Annotated in this window: 23 protein-coding genes and 1 pseudogene; 10 read left to right on the top strand and 14 right to left on the bottom strand. The window is 58.8% G+C overall.

All coding sequences use genetic code 11. From position 1 onward, the window contains the following. Positions 1-158: 158 nt before the first annotated feature. Positions 159-956: a sulfite exporter TauE/SafE family protein gene (locus ACZCED_RS16160; protein WP_464861194.1), complete on the bottom strand. Its 798-nt coding sequence runs from the start codon at positions 954-956 to the stop codon at positions 159-161. A 134-nt stretch (positions 957-1,090) separates the two neighbouring features. Here ACZCED_RS16160 and ACZCED_RS16165 point away from each other — a divergent pair, with 134 nt between their 5' ends. Continuing rightward, positions 1,091-1,807, top strand: a complete 717-nt coding sequence (locus tag ACZCED_RS16165; protein WP_462967744.1) for a type 1 glutamine amidotransferase — start codon at positions 1,091-1,093, stop codon at positions 1,805-1,807. 150 nt (positions 1,808-1,957) lie between these two features. Then, complete coding sequence (locus ACZCED_RS16170) at positions 1,958-3,550, top strand: PilT/PilU family type 4a pilus ATPase (RefSeq protein WP_462967743.1); 1,593 nt, start codon at positions 1,958-1,960, stop codon at positions 3,548-3,550. 13 nt (positions 3,551-3,563) lie between these two features. Here the strand turns inward: ACZCED_RS16170 and ACZCED_RS16175 are convergent, their stop codons facing one another. The 3 genes from ACZCED_RS16175 to ACZCED_RS16185 are packed head-to-tail and all read right to left on the bottom strand — an operon-like array spanning position 3,564 to position 5,535. After that, positions 3,564-4,388 (bottom strand): M48 family metallopeptidase, encoded by an 825-nt coding sequence (locus ACZCED_RS16175; RefSeq protein WP_464861195.1) that lies wholly within the window; start codon positions 4,386-4,388, stop codon positions 3,564-3,566. After that, positions 4,389-4,838 carry a YbjQ family protein gene (locus tag ACZCED_RS16180; RefSeq protein ID WP_462967741.1) on the bottom strand — a complete coding sequence of 150 codons (450 nt, stop codon included), beginning with the start codon at positions 4,836-4,838 and terminating at the stop codon, positions 4,389-4,391. Between the two features lie 10 nt (positions 4,839-4,848). Then, entirely contained in the window at positions 4,849-5,535 is a 687-nt protein-coding gene (locus tag ACZCED_RS16185) for a YbjQ family protein (protein ID WP_464861196.1), read from the bottom strand. Between the two features lie 138 nt (positions 5,536-5,673). Between ACZCED_RS16185 and ACZCED_RS16190 the strand changes: the two genes are divergently transcribed. Together ACZCED_RS16190 and ACZCED_RS16195 are read left to right on the top strand one after the other, a co-directional pair. Then, positions 5,674-6,420, top strand: coding sequence for a hypothetical protein (locus ACZCED_RS16190; protein ID WP_462967739.1), 747 nt, complete (start codon positions 5,674-5,676; stop codon positions 6,418-6,420). Between the two features lie 113 nt (positions 6,421-6,533). Continuing rightward, positions 6,534-7,271 carry a lysophospholipid acyltransferase family protein gene (locus tag ACZCED_RS16195; protein ID WP_462967738.1) on the top strand — a complete coding sequence of 246 codons (738 nt, stop codon included), beginning with the start codon at positions 6,534-6,536 and terminating at the stop codon, positions 7,269-7,271. 16 nt (positions 7,272-7,287) lie between these two features. On the opposite strand, the gene cmoB is transcribed toward ACZCED_RS16195, so the two are convergent. The 3 genes from cmoB to ACZCED_RS16210 are packed head-to-tail and all read right to left on the bottom strand — an operon-like array spanning position 7,288 to position 10,464. Then, positions 7,288-8,265 (bottom strand): tRNA 5-methoxyuridine(34)/uridine 5-oxyacetic acid(34) synthase CmoB, encoded by a 978-nt coding sequence (gene cmoB / locus ACZCED_RS16200; protein WP_462967737.1) that lies wholly within the window; start codon positions 8,263-8,265, stop codon positions 7,288-7,290. Further along, positions 8,262-9,128 carry a carboxy-S-adenosyl-L-methionine synthase CmoA gene (gene cmoA, locus ACZCED_RS16205; protein WP_462967736.1) on the bottom strand — a complete coding sequence of 289 codons (867 nt, stop codon included), beginning with the start codon at positions 9,126-9,128 and terminating at the stop codon, positions 8,262-8,264. The genes cmoB and cmoA overlap by 4 nt, the downstream gene beginning before the upstream one ends. Before the next feature lie 16 nt (positions 9,129-9,144). Continuing rightward, positions 9,145-10,464, bottom strand: coding sequence for a uracil-xanthine permease family protein (locus ACZCED_RS16210; protein WP_462967735.1), 1,320 nt, complete (start codon positions 10,462-10,464; stop codon positions 9,145-9,147). A gap of 226 nt (positions 10,465-10,690) precedes the next feature. On the opposite strand from ACZCED_RS16210, the gene ACZCED_RS16215 reads away from it, so the two are divergent. Then, on the top strand, positions 10,691-11,290 hold the full coding sequence (locus ACZCED_RS16215; protein WP_462967734.1) for a lytic transglycosylase domain-containing protein: 600 nt from the start codon (positions 10,691-10,693) through the stop codon (positions 11,288-11,290). Positions 11,291-11,339: 49 nt separating this feature from the next. Here ACZCED_RS16215 and ACZCED_RS16220 read toward each other — a convergent pair whose 3' ends face one another. Beyond that, the gene (locus ACZCED_RS16220; RefSeq protein WP_462967733.1) at positions 11,340-11,525 is read right to left on the bottom strand and encodes a DUF2065 domain-containing protein; all 186 of its coding nucleotides are present in this window, start codon (positions 11,523-11,525) and stop codon (positions 11,340-11,342) included. 625 nt (positions 11,526-12,150) lie between these two features. Between ACZCED_RS16220 and ACZCED_RS16225 the strand changes: the two genes are divergently transcribed. Then, the gene (locus ACZCED_RS16225; protein ID WP_462967732.1) at positions 12,151-13,335 is read left to right on the top strand and encodes a phospholipase A; all 1,185 of its coding nucleotides are present in this window, start codon (positions 12,151-12,153) and stop codon (positions 13,333-13,335) included. Positions 13,336-13,436: 101 nt separating this feature from the next. Then, positions 13,437-15,503: a DNA helicase RecQ gene (gene recQ, locus ACZCED_RS16230; RefSeq protein WP_464861197.1), complete on the top strand. Its 2,067-nt coding sequence runs from the start codon at positions 13,437-13,439 to the stop codon at positions 15,501-15,503. Between the two features lie 136 nt (positions 15,504-15,639). On the opposite strand, the gene ACZCED_RS16235 is transcribed toward recQ, so the two are convergent. The 5 genes and pseudogenes from ACZCED_RS16235 to ACZCED_RS16255 form a co-directional block, all read right to left on the bottom strand. Further along, entirely contained in the window at positions 15,640-15,777 is a 138-nt protein-coding gene (locus ACZCED_RS16235; RefSeq protein WP_462967730.1) for a hypothetical protein, read from the bottom strand. 142 nt (positions 15,778-15,919) lie between these two features. Continuing rightward, positions 15,920-16,225, bottom strand: a pseudogene (locus ACZCED_RS16240) (GGDEF domain-containing protein); the annotation flags it as partial. 143 nt (positions 16,226-16,368) lie between these two features. Continuing rightward, positions 16,369-17,250: a substrate-binding periplasmic protein gene (locus ACZCED_RS16245; RefSeq protein WP_462967729.1), complete on the bottom strand. Its 882-nt coding sequence runs from the start codon at positions 17,248-17,250 to the stop codon at positions 16,369-16,371. Positions 17,251-17,274: 24 nt separating this feature from the next. After that, positions 17,275-17,457 carry a twin-arginine translocase TatA/TatE family subunit gene (tatA, locus tag ACZCED_RS16250; protein ID WP_462967728.1) on the bottom strand — a complete coding sequence of 61 codons (183 nt, stop codon included), beginning with the start codon at positions 17,455-17,457 and terminating at the stop codon, positions 17,275-17,277. Positions 17,458-17,536: 79 nt separating this feature from the next. Further along, the gene (locus ACZCED_RS16255) at positions 17,537-17,935 is read right to left on the bottom strand and encodes a hypothetical protein (protein ID WP_464861198.1); all 399 of its coding nucleotides are present in this window, start codon (positions 17,933-17,935) and stop codon (positions 17,537-17,539) included. A gap of 298 nt (positions 17,936-18,233) precedes the next feature. Here ACZCED_RS16255 and ACZCED_RS16260 point away from each other — a divergent pair, with 298 nt between their 5' ends. The 3 genes from ACZCED_RS16260 to ACZCED_RS16270 are packed head-to-tail and all read left to right on the top strand — an operon-like array spanning position 18,234 to position 21,383. Then, positions 18,234-19,307 carry a uroporphyrinogen decarboxylase/cobalamine-independent methonine synthase family protein gene (locus tag ACZCED_RS16260; RefSeq protein WP_462967726.1) on the top strand — a complete coding sequence of 358 codons (1,074 nt, stop codon included), beginning with the start codon at positions 18,234-18,236 and terminating at the stop codon, positions 19,305-19,307. Positions 19,308-19,335: 28 nt separating this feature from the next. Next, a complete protein-coding gene (locus ACZCED_RS16265) occupies positions 19,336-20,190 on the top strand; it encodes an AAA family ATPase (RefSeq protein ID WP_462967725.1) in 855 nt (284 codons plus the stop codon). A 2-nt stretch (positions 20,191-20,192) separates the two neighbouring features. Further along, positions 20,193-21,383: a vWA domain-containing protein gene (locus ACZCED_RS16270; RefSeq protein ID WP_462967724.1), complete on the top strand. Its 1,191-nt coding sequence runs from the start codon at positions 20,193-20,195 to the stop codon at positions 21,381-21,383. Positions 21,384-21,446: 63 nt separating this feature from the next. Here the strand turns inward: ACZCED_RS16270 and ACZCED_RS16275 are convergent, their stop codons facing one another. Continuing rightward, the gene (locus tag ACZCED_RS16275; RefSeq protein ID WP_462967723.1) at positions 21,447-22,235 is read right to left on the bottom strand and encodes a TatD family hydrolase; all 789 of its coding nucleotides are present in this window, start codon (positions 22,233-22,235) and stop codon (positions 21,447-21,449) included. Between the last annotated feature and the right edge of the window lie 3 nt (positions 22,236-22,238).

A 22,238-nucleotide genomic window follows, 5' to 3' on the forward strand; every position in this document is an offset into this window, starting at 1 on the left:
TTGACAAGCCGGTTCCGGTTTTTTACACCGTTGCCAAGGAAAGTGGGACCCTCCCCGCGGCAAGCCGTGGGGAGGGTCCTCCGTAAGGATGAAGATCGTTTTCCCGTTCGCTCGAAAACCCTGTCGCAAGACCCGGGGAAAACACTCGCTGCCTGGGTTCACAGGATTCCGATCAGCATGCGGGTGGCCACTGCCAGCAGTAAAAAGGCAAAGATGCGTTTGAGCCGGTTTACGGGCAGGCTGTGGGCCAGGCGCACCCCTAGCGGGGCTGTCAGGACACTGGTCACCACAACGCCAAGCAGGGCCGGCAGGTAGATATATCCCACGGAATAATCCGGCAGGCCCTGGACCGTCAGACCGTTATAGATGTAGCCGAAGGTGCCGGCCATCGCTATCGGAAAACCGATGGCTGCGGAGGTGCCGATGGCGTGGTGAACGGTCATGTTGCGCCAGATCATGAAAGGCACGGAAAGCGATCCGCCGCCGATGCCCACCAGGCTGGACACGATGCCGATCACGTTGCCGACGCCCAACATGGCCGCGTGCCCGGGAATCTGGCGGGAGGGCGTGGGTTTCCTGTCGATCAGCAATTGAATGGTCACGTAGTAAAGAAAAACGACGAAGAAGCCTTTTAGAAACCGGGTGGAGAGCTGGGCGGCGATGCAGGTTCCGAGGAAGGTGCCGGTAAGGATGCCGATGGCAAATTTTCGTACCACGTCCCAATGGACGGCGTTGCGTTTTTGGTGCGCCCGGAAGCTGGCAACGGCGGTAAACATGATGCTGGCCAGTGATGTGCCTATAGCCATGTGCATGATCAAGGCATCGGGGATTCCCTGGCGGGCAAAGCAGAACACCAGGATGGGCACGACGACCACGCCACCGCCGATGCCGAGCAGGCCGGCCAGAATGCCGGCCACGGCACCATCCAGAATATACATCAACAAAATTGCCGTCATCGTGGCACCTCGTGGATCGCTTCATGTCATGCCAATGAAATCGGTTGACGAATCGACCGGACCCGTTATCATGTTTGCCCGGCACCCACAAGGTCAACCCGGCTATTCACCCACGCGTCACGAAGGAGTGGCATATGAAAATACACTGGCTGCAGCATGTTGCATTCGAGGGTTTGGGGCGCATTGCCGGCTGGGCGGCGGAAAACGGCTGCCCGGTGACCGGTTCACGGATGTTCGCCGGTGATGCCCTGCCGCCGACCGACAGTTTTGACATGCTGGTCATCATGGGCGGCCCAATGAGCGTCAACGATGAGCGTGCGCATCCCTGGCTGGCCGGCGAGAAGCGATTCATCGACCAGGCCATCCAGGCGGGAAAAATGGTGCTCGGCATCTGCCTGGGCACACAGTTGCTTGCCGGTGTTGCCGGTGCCCGGATCCGCCACGCCGATCACAAGGAGATCGGTTGGTATGCGGTGGAAAAAACGCGAGCCGCCCAAGATGCGGCGGCCGGCTGCGCCCTGGCAGGCAGGGCCGAGGTCTTCCACTGGCATGGCGAAACGTTCGACCTGCCCCCTGGCACGGTGCACCTGGCCCGCAGCCGGGCCTGCGAAAACCAGGCATTTGCCATGGGGCCCCGCATCGTCGGCCTCCAATACCACCTGGAGACCACACCGGAATCGGCCAACGCGCTGATCGAGCATTGCCGACATGAACTGGTGCAGGCGCCCTATATTCAGACCGCCGCCGAAATACGGTCCCAGCCGGATCGTTTCGAGGCATTGAACCTCGAGATGGACCGGCTGCTCGACTATTTCGGTTCCATCCACCGGATGCAGACGACGCTTGATTGATAGGCGGACGTGAGGCTTCAGCCCGGGGTAGTGGGATTGTTTTTGTTTTGACATCAAGGCATTGTACTTTTATATGGTCACCTGGTGCTGCGAACCGGTATCGAACCTATCCCCCCTTAGGGGCACTGCGGAAAAAGGAGAATATGGCTTATGATTGCGCAACAACCCCCCAAGGACTCGAACACCCCGAGAAAAAGACGACTCGGCGAACAGCTGATGGAAGACGGCCTCATCAGTGCCGAGCAGCTTCAGCAGGTTCTCAAACGGCAGGCCCAGGCCGGGGGGCAACTGGGTTCGATACTCATCGAAATGGGGTTTGTGGCCCTGGACGACCTGTTGGACCTGTTGAGCCGGAAGTTCGGCGTCCCGGGAGTGAATCTTTACCAGCGAAACATCAAGAATGATGTGCTCCAGTTGATTCCGGTGGAAAAGATGACCGCCATGCAGGTGCTGCCGATAGATTTGGAGAACCAGACGCTGCTGTTGGCCATGGTCAACCCCCAGGACTTCGCCGTAATCAGCGAGCTGGAGTTTTCCCTGGGCAAGAAAATCCGGCCGGTTGTGATGCCCGCCTTCATGATCGAAAGCGCCATCAGAAGCATCGCCGCCAACCCCGGCATGAACCTGCGCGGAGAGGTGCTGTCTGAGCTGGTGGAGATGGAAAAAGGAGAAAAATCCCCACGGCTCATGTCCCTGCTGCGTTACCTTGTCAAGACCGGCGCCAACGACATGGTATTTACGGCCGGGGCACCGCCGTCCCTTAAAATCGCCAATAGCATCAAGCGGCTGGCCATACCCGCACTCACCCCTGAAGACTGCATGAACTACGCCCGGGAGATGCTGTCCGATGAGGGCTGGCAGGCCTTTTCAAATATGACCGATTTTGATTTTTCCGCCACTTACCCGGATATCGGTCGATTCCGGGTGGCCCTTTATCGCCAGCGCAATTCCATCGCCATTGCCCTGCGGCCCATCATGGACGAGGTGCCGGACCTGCCCAAGCTGAACCTGCCGGAGTGGATTGCCAACTTTGCCCTGCGCCCCCAGGGTCTGATCCTGATTTCCAGCCCGGCAGGCCATGGAAAGACCACCACCCTTTCCGCCCTGGTGGACATCATCAATACCCGCCGGGGGTGCAACATCGTAACCCTGGAAGACCCGGTGGAATACCTGCACAGGCATAAAAAGAGCAACGTCAGCCAGCGCGAGGTGGGGCGTGACGTGGGATCTTTCGCCCAGGGCATGCGCCATGTGCTGCGTCACACCCCGGACGTTATCGTCGTGGGCGAGATGCGCGACAAGGAGACCTTCCGCATTGCCCTTCAGGCGGCCAACTCCGGCCATCTGGTCCTTTCCACCGTCCACTCGGACAACTCCACCTCGATCATCGATCGCATCGTGAACATGTTCGAGCCGTATGAGCAGAACCTTATCCGCATGACCCTGGCCGAGTCACTGCTGCTCTCCATTGCCCAGCGGCTGGTTACCCAGAAGGACGGCAAGGGACGGATGTTGGCCCTGGAGTTTTTTATCAACAGCCACCGCATGAAAGGATTTATCCGGGAAGGCAAAACCCATCAGATTCGAAGTCAGATGCAGACTGGCAGCGAGGATTTCTCCAGTATCGACATTTCACTGGCCAGACTGGCCAGAAAAGGCCTGATCCGCGTGGAGGATGGATTGAACCAATGTGAAGATGAGATGTTCTACCGCGGTTTGATGCAGGCGCCGGATAAGCGGTAGACCGTCAGGCCGCTTATTTTGGGGCGGCCATTTCGGCCGGCAGGGGAAGCGGGTTTCCGGTGGGGTACCCGCGCTCCCGGGCCAGCTCCTTCAGGCGGCCGATGCGGCGGCGATTTTCCGGGTGGGAGGCGAAATAGTGGCCGAAGCGGCCCGGGTCGCCGTCCTCGGGGATTTTGCTGAAAAAAGAGGTGGCATCCGCCACGTGCCCGTAATGGCAAAACAGCGTTTCCAGGGCGAACGCGTCGGCCTGGCTTTCCTGCTTGCGAGAAAAACTCAGTTCGGTGAGGACCATTCCCTGCCCGATCATGCTGTTGATGCTGTTGTCCGCCCCCAGCAACACCGTGGACGCGGTCATCAGCACCAGGGTCCGGCCCAGCCCGCGAAGGTGATCCCTGTTGGCATAATGCCCCAACTCGTGGGCCAGGACAAATGCCAGCTCGTTCTCCGAGGTCATTTCCGCCAGCAGACCGGTAAAGACCACCATGTGCCCGCCGGGCAGGGCCGCCGCATTGACGGCATCGGATTCGGTGACATGGACGGTAATCCTATAGGGCTGCGGGGCGCATCGATCCTGGAGACGATCCACCAGGATTTGGAGGGATCGGGTGGTGGTGGCGACCTCTTCATCTTCGACGATCCGCCCGATGAAGGCGCCGGCCAGCTTTTCTTCCAGATCCATGGAGAGCCGGGGGACAATCAGGTCGACCGCCAGGCCGAGGACCAGGTAGATGCCAACCACGATGGCCAGCAGGCCGCCGGCCAGTATGGCGAACTCCTTGAGTGGGTGGGTGGGTGAGACATTGACGTTGATTCCGGGCTGGCGGGCCGTGAATTTCACCTATTCCTCCACGGTAAGCGCCGTTCCGTAAGCCATGGCTTCCAGGCAGCCGATGTTCTTGCGATTGGACTGTTTGCCGATGGCCGACGTCTCGATGCGCACGTTGACAATGATCGTGGCATTGCCGGCCATTTCTTTCATGCGCAGCAGAGCCTCCCGCCGTGCCCGGTCGAGAAGGCTTTCGTAGGACTTGACCTTCCCGCCGAAAATATTGCGCAGGCCCGCCAGAATTCTCTTGAAATAATCTACTGAAATCACTGCGCTGCCATAGACCAGCCGGGCCGACCGGATTTTATGTTCGGGAATACCCGCGGATCTCAAGGTGACGGCCGGAAGGTTGACCGTTGCATTTTCCCGCTCGGCAATCGAACGGTAGTGCCGCTTTTCGGCCCAGGTCCCCGCACCGTATCCCAAGGCCAGCAATGACAAAAAGACGATCAGGTCAATCATCGGCAGTCTCCTAATCCACCCGGACGGCGGTCCCGTAGGCGTATAGTTCCGCTGCGCCCTGAGCGACGGAAGAAGTGGAAAAACGGACGTTGACAATAGCATTGGCGCCCATCAGCCGGGCCTCTTCGATCATCCTGTCCATGGCCTGCTGGCGGGATTCCTGGAGCAGCTGCGTGTAGCCCTTGAGTTCCCCGCCGACGAGATTTTTCAGGCTGGCCATCAAGTCGCGGCCGATGTGCTTGGCCCGGATGGTGCTGCCGGAAACCAGACCGAAATGCTCCGCCACGGTCTTCCCGGGAACCGTCTCGATATTGGTGATTATCATTTTGCCTCCATCGGATGTCGTGATATAGTGAACCTTGACTTGGGAAACCGGCGGTTGCGCGGGCGATCGCGATTCGTTGGAGGCGTCGTCAACCGCTGCCGAACCGCCGGAAGACGGCAGCTGGGCCTGGCTCTCGGGTGAACCCTCCTCGCGGATTTCGCAGAATGCACCGGCGGCGGCGAACACCTGCTTATACTTTTCGGCGGTGGCCAGGTCGGTGTGCTTGCGGACGGCTACGGGGCTGCCGGTGAACAATTTCGCGATCCCCTGGTCATCGGTTTTGAGTGCGGACTTCAATCGATCCTTGACCATCCCGGCGCTTTTCCCGGGCATGATCCTGCCTTCGAAGATAACGGTGTATCGATCGCTCATGGGTCGCTTGCTCCTCGTCAGGGTGTTGATGATGAACGGCCCGAACCGATCCGCAGACAAACTCGCGTGGAACGGGTTCGACTCGCTTATACGTCATCGATGGTTATCGGGCAACCCTCGATGAAACATGAGGGAAAAATGATCAAGACAATCTCCGTCCCCCGGCTGTTGCTGGGCGCCATGTTTCTGTGGCTGACCATGGGTTGCGCGACCTCCACCATGCAGACCCCTGCCGGTCCGGCACCCCTGACGAAGGCCGATGTGCCGCAGGGGTCCGGATGGTGGTACGTCCGCTTCAGGATGGACCGACCGGCTGAGGAAACCCGCTGGGAGAGAGATCTTCTGCTCGCCCATCGGGTCGCCGCTCCCCTGATTGGCGCCCATGAAGGGGAGATCGATTTGTGGCGCTTTCACCGCCGCTCCGCGGCGGATGAAACCGGCCACCAGTTCAGTTTCCTGTTTTTTTCGACTGCGGGGGTGGCGGACAGCATCAATCAGGTGATTTTGGAGGATCCGCTGGTCGGACAAATGCTTGCCGACGGTGTGATCAAAGAGGTGATCACCGATGCGGTCGATCACAATGATCGTCCGGATGTGGGCGACACCAGCGACGCCAACTGGTCGCCGGTCATGCAGCGTACCTGGCCCTATTACATCATGGGGGTGAGCCGCATGTGGCTGGCGATGATCGATCAGGTTTCCCGGGAACGCGGGGTGTCAGCCGAGGCCACGTTGGGTGAAACGCTGGAGCACTATGCCCAGGTAAATGATGCGATCAAACACATCTGGCAACAGGAAGGCTACCACGCCTTGCTCCACCACCTGAATGCCATCTATGGGTATGAAGCCCTGGTTTACTGGGAAAAGCGCTGGAAATCCTTCTGATTTTATGGTGTTCAGAGCGATCGCGCCGCTGCGTTCTGACTACGCGACAGCCGTTTTGTCGGAAGTGATCACGCCGCCGACCATGCGACGAACGGGTGCCGGAGTCACGGTTTATGCTGAATCGAATCATCGCCGCCCTTTTTCTGCTCTTTTTGGGGCTGACCTCAGCCGTTTTTTTCATCGCCGCACTGGTCATATGGGCGCTGACTGTGCCGGTAGACAGGCGGCTGGTCGTGCTGCACCTGTTCACCTCGTTCTGGGCGTCCCTCTATCTGTGGATCATGCCCGCCTGGTCCGTGCATGTTGACGGCCGGCGACCAGACGCCTGGAAACGCAACTATGTGATTGTTTCCAACCACCAGTCGCAGCTGGATATCCTGGTGGCCTTCCGTCTGTTCATGCCCTTCAAGTGGGTGTCCAAGGCCGAGGTGTTCAAGCTCCCGTTCATCGGCTGGAATATGTCGCTGAACCGGTACATCAAGCTCAAGCGGGGAGACAGGGAGGCAACGGCCAGAATGTTTGCCGACTGCGAGAAAGCCCTGTCCCAGGGCAACTCCATTTTTATTTTCCCCGAAGGTACGCGATCGAAAACAGGGGAGTTGAAACCGTTTAAACCGGGGGCGTTCATCCTCGCCAAGAAGATGCAGGTGCCCATCCTGCCGGTAGTGATCAGCGGCACCAATGCCGCTCTGCCCAAACACAGCCTCAATTTCCACGGCAGGCAGCATATGCACCTTCGCGTGCTCGAGCCCATCGACGCGGAACGGGTTGCCGCCATGTCGGTTGAGGATCTGACCGACATGGTCAGGGCGCGGGTGGTCGATCATCTGGAGGAACTGGCGCCGGCCTGACAGGGGCTTATGGTCGCTACCTCTGACGGGCAGTGGCCATAAGCATGGCCCGGACCGGCGCGGGATAGCCTTCTACGGTTTTTTCCGGATCATCGGGATCCAGAAAGTCTGCCAGGCTTTCCGTGTCAATCCAGTCGGTCCTGCGCTGTTCCTGCGAGGTGGTCCTGGAGACGTCCACGCATTGGATGTCGTGGAAGCCTGACCGCGTCAGCCAGTGGGTCAGGCAGGCCACGGTCGGGATGAAGAAGATATTATTCATTTTGGCATAACGCTTTTCCGGAAACAGCGCCATCTCACCATCCCCTTCCAGGACCAGGGTTTCCAGCACCAACTGCCCACCGGGCACCATCAGCCTGTGAATCTGGAGCAGGGTGTCCAGGGGAGATCGGCGGTGATACAGGATGCCCATGCACAACACCGTGTCGAAACAGCGGTGCATCGACGGCATCTCCTCCAGCTTCAAGGGCAGGCAATGCACCTGGGGAAAGGCCAGGTAGCGGGACAGGGCCAGAAACTGGAAATAGTAATTCAGGTAGGGTTCGACCCCCAGTATGAGGGCCGGTTGCCTGACGGCCAACCGGAACATGTAGTAGCCGCAGCTGGAACCGACGTCCAGGATCCGCTTTCCGGTCTGCGAACCCAGGTGCCCGGCCAGCCGGTTCCATTTGATGGAGCTGTCCCACTCGCTGTCTATCTGAATGCCGAAAATCTCGAAGGGGCCCTTGCGCCAAGGTTTCAGGTCGCACAGGGCCGCATCGAGAGATGCCGTTTGATCGGGGTCGAGATCGACAGCGGCGCCGATGCGGATGCGGTCCCGGTCCGCGTCGACCGAGGACGGCCGGACGTCGGGCAGCCTGTCCAGCGCACCCATCAGCGCGAGCCCCTTTTTATTGCTGCGATGGATGACATGGCTTCGCCTGTTGACTGTCGCGGCCAGTTCCGGCAGGAACGGTCCGAGAACCGGATCCCGGGCAAGGGCATCCAACCGGTTCATTTGGTGCAGATCCATGAACAGAAATTGAACCATTTCAGCCAGATGTCAATGCCGCTGAATCCACAGCGGCGCAGCCGTTCATGGTGCGTTGCCACCGTTTCCGGAACCAGCACGTTCTCGAGGGCTTCGCGTTTCTGGCTGATTTCCAGATCGGAATAGCCATTTTCACGCTTGAACCGGTAGTAAAAGTCAACCTGCAGATCCGACAGCGCCTGATTCGGGTGCACCGTTTTTTCTGAGAAAAGAAGCATCCCGCCAGGCACCAGGGCCTCGTGGATTCTCTTTAACAGGGCGTCCCTGTCCCCCGGCGGAATGAACTGCAAGGTAAAGTTCACGACCACCGCACCGGCCCGTTCCATGTTCACCCGGCGAATATCACAGCACAACGGCGTGATCCCCGCGGGTCGGCCGGCGTCATGCAGGCGCTTTTCAAATATGTCCAGCATGGGTTGGGAGTTGTCCACGGCAACCATCTCGAATGCACCGGCCGGCATTCGGCCGCAAAGGGCCATGGCGAGGTTGCCGGTGGAGCATCCCAGGTCGTACACCCGGGTTCCGGGGCGCAAGGACCGTACCACCAGCTGGGCCTGCCGGCGGATGATTTCGCCATACATGGGCACCGAGCGGTGGATCATGTCGTCGAATACGTCCGCCACCGCTGCGTCAAATTCAAATGGCGGCACCGGGGTTTTCGCTGTGCGGTAAATGGTGTCTTTGCCCATGATAATTCCCGTTGCTGCCAGCATGACATCAAAACGGGCCTGGTCCGGTTGTTCGGCAGCAGCCCGCTGGCTGTCAAGCCTTAAAAAAATGAAAAACGCCCCTACCGGGTCAATTCGACAGGGGCGTCGGTTGTACGTCATCAACTTGCCATGCGGATCAGCTTGCCTTCCTGCCCGGCAGTACCAAGTTGAGCACAACTCCCAAAATTCCGGACAGGCCGATGCCGCCCAAGGTGAATTTGCCGAAAGGCAGCACCATGCCGCCGATGCCGCAGACCAGGATCAGGGCCACAATCGCCAGATTGCGGGGTTCGGTGAGATCCTCGCCGGCCTTCACCAGGGTATTGAGGCCGATAACGGTGATGGCGCCAAAAAGCAGCAGCATGATCCCGCCCATCACCGGCACCGGGATGGTCTGGAGCAGGGCGCCCATCTTGCCGATAAAGGCCAGGGCAATGGCAAAAATGGCGGCCCAGGTCATGATGCCGGGGTTGAACATCCGGGTGAGGGTGACCGCACCGGTCACCTCGCTGTAGGTGGTGTTGGGCGGCCCTCCTAAGAAGGAGGCAAAAGAGGTGGCGATGCCGTCGCCCATCATGGTGCGGTGAATGCCCGGCTCCTTGACGAAATCCTTGCCGGTGACGCTGCCGATGGCCAGAATGTCGCCGAAATGCTCGATTGCCGGTGCAATGGCGACCGGCACGATGAAAAAAATGGCCTGAAGGTTCCACTCGGGCAGGACAAAATCGGGTACGGCAAACCACGGGGCGTCTACCAGCGGCGTAAAGCTGACCAGGGCGGGGCCGGTAAAGTTCTTCAACGCTCCGGGATCGAAACCGGCCTGAACGGACCCGGATACACCGATAAAATCGAGGATCAGCGACGCCGCGTAGCCGGCCCCGACACCGATGAGAATCGGGATCAGGCGAAGCCAGCCCTTGCCCAGCAGGGAGGTCACAATGGTCACCAGAAGGGCGACGCCGGCCACGATCATCGCCGTGCCTTGGGGAACCAGCCAGGCCGAACCGTCGCCGGTGCGGCCCATGGCCATGTGGACGGCCACCGGTGCCAGCACCAGCCCGATGACCATGATCACCGGTCCAACCACCACCGGCGGCAGCAGCTTGTGCAGAAAACCGGCACCGAAGGCTTTGATGCACAGGCTCAGCACTACGTACAGCAGGCCGGCAGCCACCATGCCGCACATGGTGCCAGGAATGCCCCAGGTATTCACCCCATAGATGATCGGTGCGATAAAGGCAAAAGAGGAGGCCAGGAAAATCGGTACCATGCGCTTGGTGATGAACTGGAATATCAGGGTGCCCGCGCCGGCGGTAAACAGGGCGACGTTGGGGTTCAGGCCGGTGAGCAGGGGGACCAGCACCAGGGCGCCGAAGGCAACAAACAGCATCTGGGCGCCCACCAGGCTGTCTTTGGGGCGGAACACATAATCGGTGGCGGACTCTTGCGCGGACATAACACCTCCTTTTGGAAATTGGGATACCATGGGGTAGACGAGAAAGTTGAACCGGTCTATATGCGGAAACCAAAGATGTGTCAAGCGTTGTGCCGTTGCCGCAGCCGCATCTTTTTTTGCTTGCCATAAGAAAGAAAAAACTTTACAAATCCACAAGTTGTGCCGATATCACCGCAAGTGAAACGAGAATGAAGGCCACTGCGTTCCCTATGACGGCGGATAACTCATGCGCAAACCGATTCGACACATTCCAATCCTGAAGCCCGGCACATGGATGGCCGTCGTGCTGATCCTGCTGCTGGCGCTGCCGGCTGCGGCCGATATCTACATGTATATCGATAGTCAAGGTGTCATGCACTTTACCAATGTTCCCACCTCCAGCGACTATCGGGTGTATATCAAGGAGCGCCCCAAGCGCCAGGGTACCCAGATGGACGCCAATCGCTTCGACCGCTATATCGACGAGGCCGCCGGTCTTCACGGGCTGGACTTTCCCCTGATCAAAGCGGTAATCCGTGCCGAATCGGCATTCGACCCCAAGGCCGTATCCAAAAAGGGGGCGCTGGGGCTCATGCAGATCATGCCGGCGAACCTGGAGGCCTTCCGGGTTTATGACCCGTTCGACCCCTGGCAGAACATCATGGGTGGCGCCCGCTACTTGAAGGCCCTGATTCAGCGGTTTGACGGTCAGGTGCCCCTGGCCCTGGCCGCCTACAATGCCGGCCCCCGGGCGGTGGACACCTACCGCGGCATACCGCCCATTCCGGAAACCGAGGCGTACGTTAAAAAAGTGATGAAATTCTTCTACCTTTACAAAAATGGATGAGTACGGTGCACTGCGGTGCAGTCGGTCGTCGATTCAGCTAACGCCCTGACTATCGTCGCCCCAGGTAGACCAGAACTAACCCAGCCACCATCATCACCAATCCAAACCGGCGAAGGGATTCAGGCGCCATCTCCATTATTTTGGCCATCCACCCCTTCATCTGATTCGGTGCCGCAAAATAAGGAACCCCCTCGATGATCATCACCATGCCAATCACGCAGAGAAAATAATCCATTTTTTCCAGTTTTTCGCTTTAAGCGGGTATGTTCGAAAATGACCCGCTGCCAGGGTCGTCTTCGACGATCAGGTATTACTGCTGGGAACCGCGACAGCGAGCGCATTCCCCGCGGCTAGCCGCGGGGAGGGTTAAATCCGTTAGGGACCAACGGATTCTGCTGCATCGCTACCGGGGGAAATCTGACGCACGGTTCCGCCATCTCCGGGCTGGTGAGCGTCCGGTACAGCGCGGGTCATATTGGCACGAAAGCCCGTGATGCGCAAGCCTATGCATCGGCTGCCAAGCCGGGCACACCACACGGGAAACCGTCTACCAGGCCAATCGTTATGCGGATGCCCGCATACACGGTGACAGTTGATCGCTCCGGCCCGACTCCGGCGTACCGCGAGGATCGGGTCAACGCGCGTCCTAAGGCTGATACGCAGCCGGCAGCCTGGACAAATCCATGAAAAATGTCCTCTGTTATGCTAAGTAAGGATTGTCGATCCACCGCCGCTGTGATTCGGTGCCAGTTGTCAGACATCCGGACCCATTACCCATCGGCAAAGGTATGTGATCGCAAGTGAGCCGGCCCCTACCATCCCCATGCAACGGCGTTTGGCCTGCCCGTAAGGAGACAACGATGAAAAGATGTGCTCAATGCGCAGTCGTCCTGTTGACGATGTTGATGACTACCGTCGCCGGGTCAGCCGATCTGGAGATGCTGCTGGCAGCGCCGCCAAACCCGGTCCAGGGCGGCGATACGGTGATGGTGGAGCTGTACCTGCACAATTTTACAGACGTTGCCGTCACCCGCGAACTGCCGCCGACGGTGGCCTGCCGAATCGATACCGGCCAATCAACGGACACCGTCAATGCCGATCTGGTGAACCCTGAGACGGAATCCCATGTGGAAATCCCCGGCCGGGGTTTTGCCAAACGGCAATATGCCGTCCTGCTGCCTCTCTATGCCACGGGTTCGGTTCGGATCGTGCTGGAGACGATTGATGCAAAGCCACTCATCATCCCGGTGGAAAAAGCGCCTCCCGAAGCGTGGATCGGCCAGCAGGTGCCTCTGGATGAGGGGCCCACTATGCTGCAGTCCTTTCTCGACGACCTGTCCGTTTACGAACCCATGTATTTTCTGCTGGGTGTGGATCCGGGGCTGGACCAGAGCAAATTCCAGTTCAGCTTCAAGTACCGCCTTTTCAATCCCAAGGGCTACCTGGCGGAAATTGCCCCCTGGGTGACCGGTTTCCATCTCGGGTATACCCAGCGGTCCTTCTGGGACCTGAAAGACGATTCCAAGCCATTTGACGACACCAGCTACATGCCGGAAGCCTTCTACCTGCTGCCCAAACTCGAACTGAATCTGGCGCGTATCTCTGCGTTCGGCATCCAGGGCGGTTTCCAGCACGAATCCAACGGCAGGGCCGGCACCGCCTCCCGCAGCACCAATTATATTTATCTCAAGCCAATCATGGGCGTTCACCTGGCCGGCCCTTACCACATGAAAATCGCCCCTAAAATTTTTACCTATGTGCAAAACGAAGATGAAAACAATGCCGACCTGGCAGACTATCGGGGGTATGTCGATCTGGAAGTGGGCATCATGAACCCGGAGGATCTTGCCCTGAACACCCACTTGTGGTGGGCCAAAAAAGGGCCATCGGTGCAGGTGGACCTGACCTATCCCATGACGCAGCTGTTGGGCAAAAGCCTGAACTTCTACCTGCAGGCCCAATACTTCAGCGGGTACGCGGAAACCCTGATCCGCTATAACGAGCGCCATGACGCCTTCCGGTTGGGTTTTTCCATCGTTCGTTAAGCCAGGGACCGGGTTGAAGCTGCCTTCGACAAAGAAACGGTGGGTCGGAAATACCCCATTTATCAATCCTCACAATGGTCATTCTTCAATTGGATTTAAGAATGAATATCAGCTGCCCCAAATGCCGATCCATGTTCTCCTATGGTCCCGATGGGGCCAGTGCGGAAACGGTAGCGGTTCAATGTCCGGCCTGCGGTCATGCCTACCCGCTGGCCCTTTCAGTCACCGGGGAAGAATTGCCACCTGAATGGGAACCCGGGGAAGCGGGGATGCCGGAACCGATGGTCGAAGACTGGAGCGACGGACCATCGCCACGGTCAATCCCGCCCGGCGATGCCGACCCCGAATCCATCCTCAACCGGGTGTTCGGTTATCCGTCCTTTCGGGAAAACCAGAAAGCGATCATCGATACGCTGCTGAACGGCCGAGACGTCTTCGCCCTGATGCCTACCGGCAGCGGCAAGTCCCTTTGCTTTCAGATTCCGGCCATCATCCGGTCCGGCGTCGGTGTGGTGGTTTCTCCGCTGATCGCCCTGATGCAGGACCAGGTGACGGACCTCCGCCATTCCGGGGTCCGGGCGCATTTTCTCAATTCCAGCCTTTCCGCCGAAGATGCCGTCCGGGTGGAAGCGATCGCCGCCGGCGGCGACTGCGACCTGCTTTATGTGGCCCCGGAACGCTTGCTCACCGAACGCTTCCAGCGCCTGCTGGCCAACATGGACCTGGCCCTGTTCGCCATCGACGAGGCCCATTGCGTCTCCCAATGGGGACACGACTTCAGGCCCGAATACCTGCAGATCGCCGATGTCACCCGGCGTTTCCCGGCGGTGCCGCGAATTGCCCTGACCGCCACTGCCGATCCGGCCACCCGTCGGGAGATCGTGGAGAAACTCAACCTGGCCGATGCCGCCCGTTTTGTGGCCAGTTTCGATCGTCCCAACATCTTCTACCGCGTCCAGATCAAGCAGAACGACAAGCGGCAGTTGCTTGCCGTACTGCGGGAGCGGCACGACGGGCACGCGGGAATCGTGTATGTGCGCACACGCAAGCGCGCCGATGCCACTGCCCGCTGGCTCGAGGAGAAGGGGATTGTTGCCTTGCCTTACCATGCCGGTCTGGATGCCGATGTCCGTCGTCGCCATCAGCAGCGGTTCTTAATGGAAGAGGGGCTGGTGATGGTGGCCACCGTCGCTTTTGGCATGGGCATCGACAAGCCGGACATACGTGTCGTGGTTCACCTGGATCTGCCGTCGAGCATGGAGGCCTACTACCAGGAGACGGGTCGCGCCGGACGTGACGGCCAGCCGGCCGAGGCCTGGCTGTTTTACTCGATGTCCGATGTGGTGGCCATGCGCAACCTGCAGGATCTTTCAACCGCGAACGAGGCCTTCAAATCGGTCCAGCAGCGCAAACTCGGGTCTTTTCTGGGCTTCTGCGAAAGCCCCGAATGCCGGCGAAAAGGCCTGTTGGGCTATTTCGGCGAATCGTACGCCCCCCCGTGCAACTGCTGCGACAACTGCACTGAGCCGGTAGACACCTGGGACGGCACCGTCGCCGCCCAGAAGGCCCTGTCCTGTGTATACCGCACCGGTCAGCGTTTCGGCGCGGTCTATCTCATCGATGTCCTGACGGGCAAGGCCACGCCACGCATGGAACGCTTCGGCCACCATCGCCTCAAGACATTCGGCGTGGGGCAGGAGCTGGCACCGAAGCAGTGGCACTCGGTGTTTCGCCAGTTGTTGGCTGCGGGCTGCCTGGACACGGATCTGGCCGCCAGAAGCGGGCTTCGCCTGAACGAGCGCGGCTGGGACATTCTAACGGGCAAACAGCCGGTTTTTTTCCGGAAAGACTCCGACCCGGTTAAACCCACGTCCCGCAAACAGAAGTCGGCAGAGACGTCATTCGAATGGGAAGATGCGGATTCCATCGCCTTGTGGGAAGCGTTGCGCCAGTTGCGGCTGGACCTTTCAAAGGAGTTGAAGGTTCCGCCCTACGTCATTTTTCACGACAAGACGCTCAAAGAGATGGTCATCCACCGGCCTATGGCCCGGGACGACCTGCTTGGCATTCCAGGTGTCGGCCACAACAAAATGGAACGGTTTGGCGACCTTTTCTTAAAGGTCATCGCCCAATCGGCAGGAGGAACGGCGCGACCGGCAGGCGATTGACCGCCGGAAAAAGAAAGCGACCGGGCGCTGCCGATCACAGTTCGATCAGGGTCTTCGGTTCGAGCAATCCCTTGCGCAGCGGCAGACGGCCGGTGGATGTGAAGTCTTTGGGCATGTAGGGTTTCAGTTCACGTCCCTACTGCTTCATCCGCTGGTACAGATCGACCACTTTCGGCTCTCTTTTAAGGTCATTAAACATCTCATCGGCCAGGTTCGTCAGGGTGGTGGACTCCCAGAAAAGCGGCTGCTCAAAGCCCGGCAGCTTTACCACCATACCGACATGGGACCAGGGGCTGTGTTCGAGCTTTTCGATGCGTTTGCTCTCTTCATACCGGCCGCTGAAAAGGACCAGGTCCCCGGTTTCATTTCCGGTGCCAGTTCGGCAAACGGTTTTGTCTCCATTGCCTGCTTACTCCTCATGCTTCAATTCGATTCCGGCCCGATGCCTTGGCACGATAGAGCAAGCGGTCCGCGGTTTCCACCCGCGTGTTGGCGTCTTCGCCGTTGCTGTGCACGATCCCGCAACTGATGGTCAGCGATGGCACCCGTTGGTCGCAATGCTTGAGATTCAACTGGAGGCGTTCGATAATCCGCCGGGCGTTTTCCACGCTGCAGTCGGGGAAGATGACCATGAACGCATCGCCGCCACAACGGCCGGTGATATCCATTTCGCGAACGGACTGGCGGATGATGTCCGCCACCTTTTTGACGATATCATCGCCGGTCTGGTGGCCATCCGTGCCCTTTCCCTATACCAGCCGCTACCCAAGAACATCCTATGTAAAAAGGTCGTCCCCGGTGGCGCTAGCCGACCAGCTGACAGCCCAGGCATTGTCTTGATCGAGCCAATCGGAATTGGCGTGTGCTAGCGGGGGTACTGGATCAGGAGGGTTTTGAACGCATCGCTTTTCTTGATCGCGGCAATCGAATTCCAAATATTTTCTGAAAGATCGGGATATCGTGAAACAAAATCGTGGGAGAGTATCAGGTAATAGGTCTTTTCAACCACCGGCGGATAGACCTTGCGGATGCCGCTGAAACGATCCGGTGCCCCCGAAATATGCGCGTCTATCACCGTGTCCAGGCAGACCACGCCGGCAAGCCCCCCTTTTTTCAGAATCGTTAGCAGCTCTACCGGCCTCGGTTTCTCCAGAAGGTCGATACCCGTGCGTTGAAGATCCGTGACGATGGACCAGCCCAACGGCACGCCAACGGTCGGCCGCTTCATCAGGTGCATGTTGACGAAGGCATCTTCGTTCCATCCCAATGGCGAAGCCACGTTGGTATAGAGGAAATAGGCGCTGTCGCGGCTTTTGCTGGACGGATCGATATCGCCGTTTTTGGTCGGGAAGCGTCCCAGCGACAACCGCTCGGGCTTGAGGCTGGCAGGGAAGACACCGTCCACCCGGCCGTGCTTCAGATCGGTCAGGCAGCGTTTCCACGGCAGCCGTACCATCTTCAGTTCCAGATTCAAATCCTTGGCCATGAGCCGGTATAGCTCGATTTCCAACCCGGGCGACTTTTCCTCGAAGTGCGTTCCGCCACCCATGATCCACGGGTTGCCCGGGGTATCATCCGTGGCCAGGACAAGGGATACGGCCAAAGCGGGTGGTGCCCACAGGCAAACCATGAAAAACAGGATGGTGCTCGATACGATCGATGCCACCACCCCTTTTTCTCCCGTCGGTGCAAAAAAAAGCCGGACCGGCGGGGTGTCGGACACCCGCAGGTCCGGCTTGAATGGCATACCGGTACTTTCGCGAATCTAAAACTATGCCTTTTTATCCTCTTCCAGCTTTTCCGGCGCCTCGTTTTCCGCTTCCTTGGAGGCACTTTTAAAATTGCGGATGGCCTTTCCCATGCCGCCTCCGATTTCCGGCAGCTTGCCCACCCCGAAGATGATGAGAATGATGACCAGGATGATGATTAATTCCGGCATTCCGATTCCAAACATAGGTTCCTCCTGTGGTAAACCGCATCCTAACGTAATTTTCCCGGTCCGGCCTGCCGTAGCGCTGGGGGGCTGTGCCCAATCAGGTCTGGTTCGGTTTCAATTCGTCGAGCAGTCGCTCAAATTCTTTTGACTTCAGATAGCTGTCAACGGCGCCCTGGTGTTCGATCCAGGAGGACCACACCTTCATCCAGGCGTCGTTATGCCAATAAAAGTCCTCGTTTTTCTTGCCCTTGAGTGTTTCGATATACTCAACGTACTCTTCTGAACAGCTGTCGCAAAAATTATAGGGGACCCTGTATCCCGGCACATTTGGATTGCTTCCCGGCGTAACCTGGACGCCGCATTTTTCGCATTTGGAAACGCAGTGCGTGCAGCGGAATATTTTCCTGACGGCCAACAGCTTTCTTTTTCGGATGATGGCGTCGTGTTTTTTCTGGGTGCATTTAAGTTTTTCGTCAAGGGAGATAATGTTTCCCATGGCTTGCCCGCCGTGAACGCATGAAGTGAATGGTGTAAGGCCAGACAATATCATTGTGTCCCATGGGTGTCAATCCGACCCGTGTGAAAAGGTGCCGATTGAAAGCCGGCGCTACCGTGGTCGATCATCGCCGATCCGTGATCCCCTGCAGTCGGCGATGTCGATCGCAACCGCCCGGGTGAAGGCGCAAGCAGATTTGCGGTTGCGCAAACCCGACGAGAAGTTAAGCGTATCCTTGTTAAACCGCCGTCGCCATGGTAAAACGCGTCGTATTCCCAAGTCAGTGAAAGGACGATCGATGCAACCGACATTTACAGCCGACTGCCTGCCTATGCTGATCGGCAGTTTTCCCATGAATGACCACCTCGCGGCCTCCCGCCTGATTATGGACTACACACCTGCCATCCCGCTGTGGATACAGCTGCCGGTTTTCCCGGAAGAGGGCATGGTGCCGCAATTTCTGCCGGGAATGCCGGGCGTGGTCAGCCAGGGTGGCAAAACCTTCATCGATACCGCTGCTGAATCCTTCGACGACGACCTGCTTTTGTTTTTCGAGGAATGCATGGCAACCCGTGAGGATCCGGGCCGGCTGCCGGCTTCCCGGTTCGCGCTGACCTCTGCCACCGGCAGGGGGGTGGCGGCACTGCTGGATACATTGGGCCGGATGAAGACCCGACCCGTGGCGGTCAAAGGACAGGTGACCGGCCCGGTTACCTTCTGCACCGGCGTCAAGGACCGTGACGGCCGGGCGATTTTCTACAATGAAACCCTTCGCGAGGCGGCGGTCAACCACCTGGCCCTCAATGCCCGCTGGCAGATCCGCACCCTCTCCGGACCGGGATGCCCGGTGATCATTTTTATCGATGAGCCGGCCCTGGCCGGTTTCGGTTCGTCGGAACTGATCAGCATTTCCAAGGAAGAGATCCTCGGCTGCATCCGCGAGGTGGTCGACGCCATCCACGCCGACGGCGGACTGGCCGGCATCCACGTCTGCGCCAATACGGACTGGTCCCTGGTGCTGGAATCCGGTGCGGATATCGTCAACTTCGACGCCTACGCCTATTTCGACCGATTTGTACTCTATGGCTCCCAGATTCGGGCGTTTCTGGAAGCCGGTCGACTGCTCGCCTGGGGCATTGTTCCCACATTGAACCCCGAGGAGATTGAACGCGAAACCGTCGACTCCCTGTATGCAGCGATGATGGAACGATTCCGCCAGATCGAATCGCTGGGCATCGATCCGGCGGCCATCCGCGCCCAGTCATTTGTCACCCCCAGCTGCGGATGCGGCTCCCTGAGCCTGGACCTGGCCAAGCGGGTGCTGGGGCTGACCCGGGATTTATCCGCGACCATTCGCCAAACGCGCCAATGATATTCAATATTCATCGAAAGAGGTGTTCATGACCCCACAACCGTCAGATGCGTCCTTTGCCGGGGCAACCCGGTACGTGCTGGATGAGGAACTGGCCCAGATCGTCAATATTTCCATCTCCCTGGAAATGCCTCTGCTGCTCAAGGGCGAGCCCGGCACGGGCAAAACCATGCTGGCCCACGCCATTGCCGAGAGCCTCAACATGCCGCTGATCGTGCTCAACGTCAAATCCAGCATGAAGCTGGTGGAGGCGTTGTACCAGTACGATACGCTCACCCGGCTCAACGACAGCCGATTCGGCGACAGCCGGCGGGACGTGAGCAACATCGAAGAGTATATCAAGATGGGCAAAATCGGACAGGCGTTCGTGGCCGACCACCGGACGGTGCTGCTCATCGACGAAATCGACAAGGCCGACACCGATTTTCAGGACGACATGCTGGACGTGCTGGACCAGATGGAATTCGATATTATCGAGATCGACAAAACCATATCGGCGCGGCACCGGCCGGTGATCATCATCACCTCCAATGCCAAAAAAGACCTCTCCGATCCCTTTCTGGGCCGCTGCAACTTCCACCACATCGCCTTTCCGGACCCCAAGATGATGCGCAAAATCATCGGTGTGCATTTTCCCGATATCCACGATGATCTGGTGGACAATGCCATTGCGGCCTTCTACCACATGCGGGAACTGGAAGCCGTGGAAAAACGGCCGGCCACCCGGGAGCTGATCAACTGGATACGCGCCTTGAACGCCGATCCCGATTTCAAACCCAAACGGCTGGCCAAGGGTGACGTCCCCTTTCTCGGCGTGCTGTTCAAAAAAAGCGGGGATTACGGACGGGCCAGCGCCTTCGTCAACCGCCGAAAGATGTTCTGATTATGTTCCTGGCCTTTTTTTATAAACTGAAGGAGATGGGGGTGCCGGTCAGTCCCACGGCCTTTTTAACCCTGCACCGGGCCCTGGCCAACCGCCTCATTTCCTCACTGGACCAGTTCTATACCGCTTCGCGGACCATTCTGGTCAAGAGCGAGCGCTACTTCGACCTCTTCGACCAGGTGTTCGCCCACCATTTTCAGGGCAGCGAACTGCCCGACGTGGAGGGGCTGGCGATCGACGAAATGGCCCGCGCCCTGCTGGAGCAGTGGCTCAAGGATCCCAAGGCCATGGCTGATGCCCTGGGTATGGATGAGGACCAACTGAACCGCATGACTCCGGAAGAACTCATCGAGTATTTCAAACAGCGCCTCAAGGACCAGGATGGACGCCACGACGGCGGCAGCAAGTGGATCGGCACCGGCGGCACCTCGCCCGTGGGACATTCCGGTATCCACCCCGGGGGCATGCGCGTAGGAGGGGTGTCGCGCAACAAGTCGGCCGTCAAGGTGGCCATGGAGCGGCGCTACAAGGACTACTCACTGTCCGGCCCTTTGACCCAGGCCATGGTGGGTGAGGCGCTCAAACGCCTGCGCAACATGGTGCCAAGCGGCCCCCGGGACCAGGTGAATATCGACGAGAGCATCTACCGCACCATGAAAAACGGCGGAGAAATCGAGATCGCCTTCGACCGCCGCATGAAGGACCGGCTCAAGGTGATCCTGGCCATCGACAACGGCGGGTGGTCCATGGACCCTTACGTGTCCGTGGTGCAGACGCTGTTCGACTACGCCCGTGCCCAGTTCAAGGAGGTCAAGACTTTCTTTTTCCACAACACCATCTACGATACCGTATGGCAGGATGCGGCCCGCTACCGCAAACCCGTGCGGATGGGCGACCTGTACCGCATGGACCCGGAAACCCGCCTTGTCGTGGTGGGAGACGCCAGCATGGCGCCATACGAGCTGATGTCCCGGGATGGATCCATTTACGTCCAGGACCGCAGCGGGCAGCCCAGCATCGAGTGCCTTAGGATGCTCGTGCATACCTTTCCCCACAGCGTCTGGCTCAACCCGGTATCCGCCGCCATGTGGAACTACACCCGCACCATTGTGATGATCCGCCAGATTTTTCCCATGTTCGAGCTGTCCATCGACGGCCTGGAGAAGGCCGTGCAGCACCTCATGGCCGCCTGAAGCGACCGTTCGGTGGTTGGGGGTTCAACGAAACCAAACCCGGAACGGTGAACCCGTTGACCCTTACAAAGACGGATCGATACGAAAGAGGGTACAGGTGTTGATCCATATCTGGTCCGCCAGTGCCGCCGGATCTTCCTTGCGCACATCTGCGACCTTCAAGAGAACCTCGCGAACGAATGCCGGCTCGTTGCGCCGAAATCTGTTGCGTTGGGGGGTGGGTGTCAAATAGGGTGCATCGGTTTCGACCAGGAGCCGATCCGCCGGAATGGAAGCAATCATCTGTCTCAGGGCTTCACCCCGTTTGCTGATAGTGACGATTCCCGTGATGCCGATAAAAAACCCCATTTCCAGGTAGCGGTCCAACTCCGCTTCTGTCCCGCTGAAACAATGGACCACCGCTTTACGCCGGTTGCCGGCAGTGGCCTCCAGGATCTCCAGCAGGCGCCCCTGGCTGTCCCGCTCGTGGAAAATCAACGGCAGGTCCAGCATTTCGGCAAGCTCCAGTTGACGGATCAGCCAGCGTTCCTGGTCCTTCCGGGGGGAGTGCATGCGGTTGAAATCCAGGCCGGTTTCCCCCCAGGCCACCACCTTTGGGCCGGACGCCAGAAGGCTGAGATGGGCCAGGGTCTCTTCGGTGCAGGCGCGGGCGTCGTGGGGATGCACTCCCACCGATGCAAAAAGGCCAGCATGCCTGTTGGCCAGCCGTACGGCCCGGTCCGAGGTGCGCTTGTCGATGCCGACAACCAGCATCCGGTGGACGTCCGCTGCCGCGGCACGATGCAGCACATCCTCCAAATCCGGTTCGAACGATCGGTCATCCAGGTGGCAGTGGCTGTCAAAAATATTCATAGG

This window comes from Desulfosarcina sp. (assembly GCF_055467485.1).

Excerpts from the sequence above, each read along its gene's own strand:
- ACZCED_RS16160 (WP_464861194.1), bottom strand. The coding sequence starts at position 956 with ATGACGGCAATTTTGTTGATGTATATTCTGGATGGTGCCGTGGCCGGC.
- ACZCED_RS16165 (WP_462967744.1), top strand. The coding sequence starts at position 1,091 with ATGAAAATACACTGGCTGCAGCATGTTGCATTCGAGGGTTTGGGGCGC.
- ACZCED_RS16170 (WP_462967743.1), top strand. The coding sequence starts at position 1,958 with ATGATTGCGCAACAACCCCCCAAGGACTCGAACACCCCGAGAAAAAGA.
- ACZCED_RS16180 (WP_462967741.1), bottom strand. The coding sequence starts at position 4,838 with ATGATTGACCTGATCGTCTTTTTGTCATTGCTGGCCTTGGGATACGGT.
- ACZCED_RS16185 (WP_464861196.1), bottom strand. The coding sequence starts at position 5,535 with ATGAGCGATCGATACACCGTTATCTTCGAAGGCAGGATCATGCCCGGG.
- ACZCED_RS16190 (WP_462967739.1), top strand. The coding sequence starts at position 5,674 with ATGATCAAGACAATCTCCGTCCCCCGGCTGTTGCTGGGCGCCATGTTT.
- ACZCED_RS16195 (WP_462967738.1), top strand. The coding sequence starts at position 6,534 with ATGCTGAATCGAATCATCGCCGCCCTTTTTCTGCTCTTTTTGGGGCTG.
- cmoB (WP_462967737.1), bottom strand. The coding sequence starts at position 8,265 with ATGAACCGGTTGGATGCCCTTGCCCGGGATCCGGTTCTCGGACCGTTC.
- cmoA (WP_462967736.1), bottom strand. The coding sequence starts at position 9,128 with ATGACGTACAACCGACGCCCCTGTCGAATTGACCCGGTAGGGGCGTTT.
- ACZCED_RS16210 (WP_462967735.1), bottom strand. The coding sequence starts at position 10,464 with ATGTCCGCGCAAGAGTCCGCCACCGATTATGTGTTCCGCCCCAAAGAC.
- ACZCED_RS16215 (WP_462967734.1), top strand. The coding sequence starts at position 10,691 with ATGCGCAAACCGATTCGACACATTCCAATCCTGAAGCCCGGCACATGG.
- ACZCED_RS16220 (WP_462967733.1), bottom strand. The coding sequence starts at position 11,525 with ATGGATTATTTTCTCTGCGTGATTGGCATGGTGATGATCATCGAGGGG.
- ACZCED_RS16225 (WP_462967732.1), top strand. The coding sequence starts at position 12,151 with ATGAAAAGATGTGCTCAATGCGCAGTCGTCCTGTTGACGATGTTGATG.
- recQ (WP_464861197.1), top strand. The coding sequence starts at position 13,437 with ATGAATATCAGCTGCCCCAAATGCCGATCCATGTTCTCCTATGGTCCC.
- ACZCED_RS16235 (WP_462967730.1), bottom strand. The coding sequence starts at position 15,777 with ATGGTGGTAAAGCTGCCGGGCTTTGAGCAGCCGCTTTTCTGGGAGTCC.
- ACZCED_RS16245 (WP_462967729.1), bottom strand. The coding sequence starts at position 17,250 with ATGCCATTCAAGCCGGACCTGCGGGTGTCCGACACCCCGCCGGTCCGG.
- tatA (WP_462967728.1), bottom strand. The coding sequence starts at position 17,457 with ATGTTTGGAATCGGAATGCCGGAATTAATCATCATCCTGGTCATCATT.
- ACZCED_RS16255 (WP_464861198.1), bottom strand. The coding sequence starts at position 17,935 with ATGGGAAACATTATCTCCCTTGACGAAAAACTTAAATGCACCCAGAAA.
- ACZCED_RS16260 (WP_462967726.1), top strand. The coding sequence starts at position 18,234 with ATGCAACCGACATTTACAGCCGACTGCCTGCCTATGCTGATCGGCAGT.
- ACZCED_RS16265 (WP_462967725.1), top strand. The coding sequence starts at position 19,336 with ATGACCCCACAACCGTCAGATGCGTCCTTTGCCGGGGCAACCCGGTAC.
- ACZCED_RS16270 (WP_462967724.1), top strand. The coding sequence starts at position 20,193 with ATGTTCCTGGCCTTTTTTTATAAACTGAAGGAGATGGGGGTGCCGGTC.
- ACZCED_RS16275 (WP_462967723.1), bottom strand. The coding sequence starts at position 22,235 with ATGAATATTTTTGACAGCCACTGCCACCTGGATGACCGATCGTTCGAA.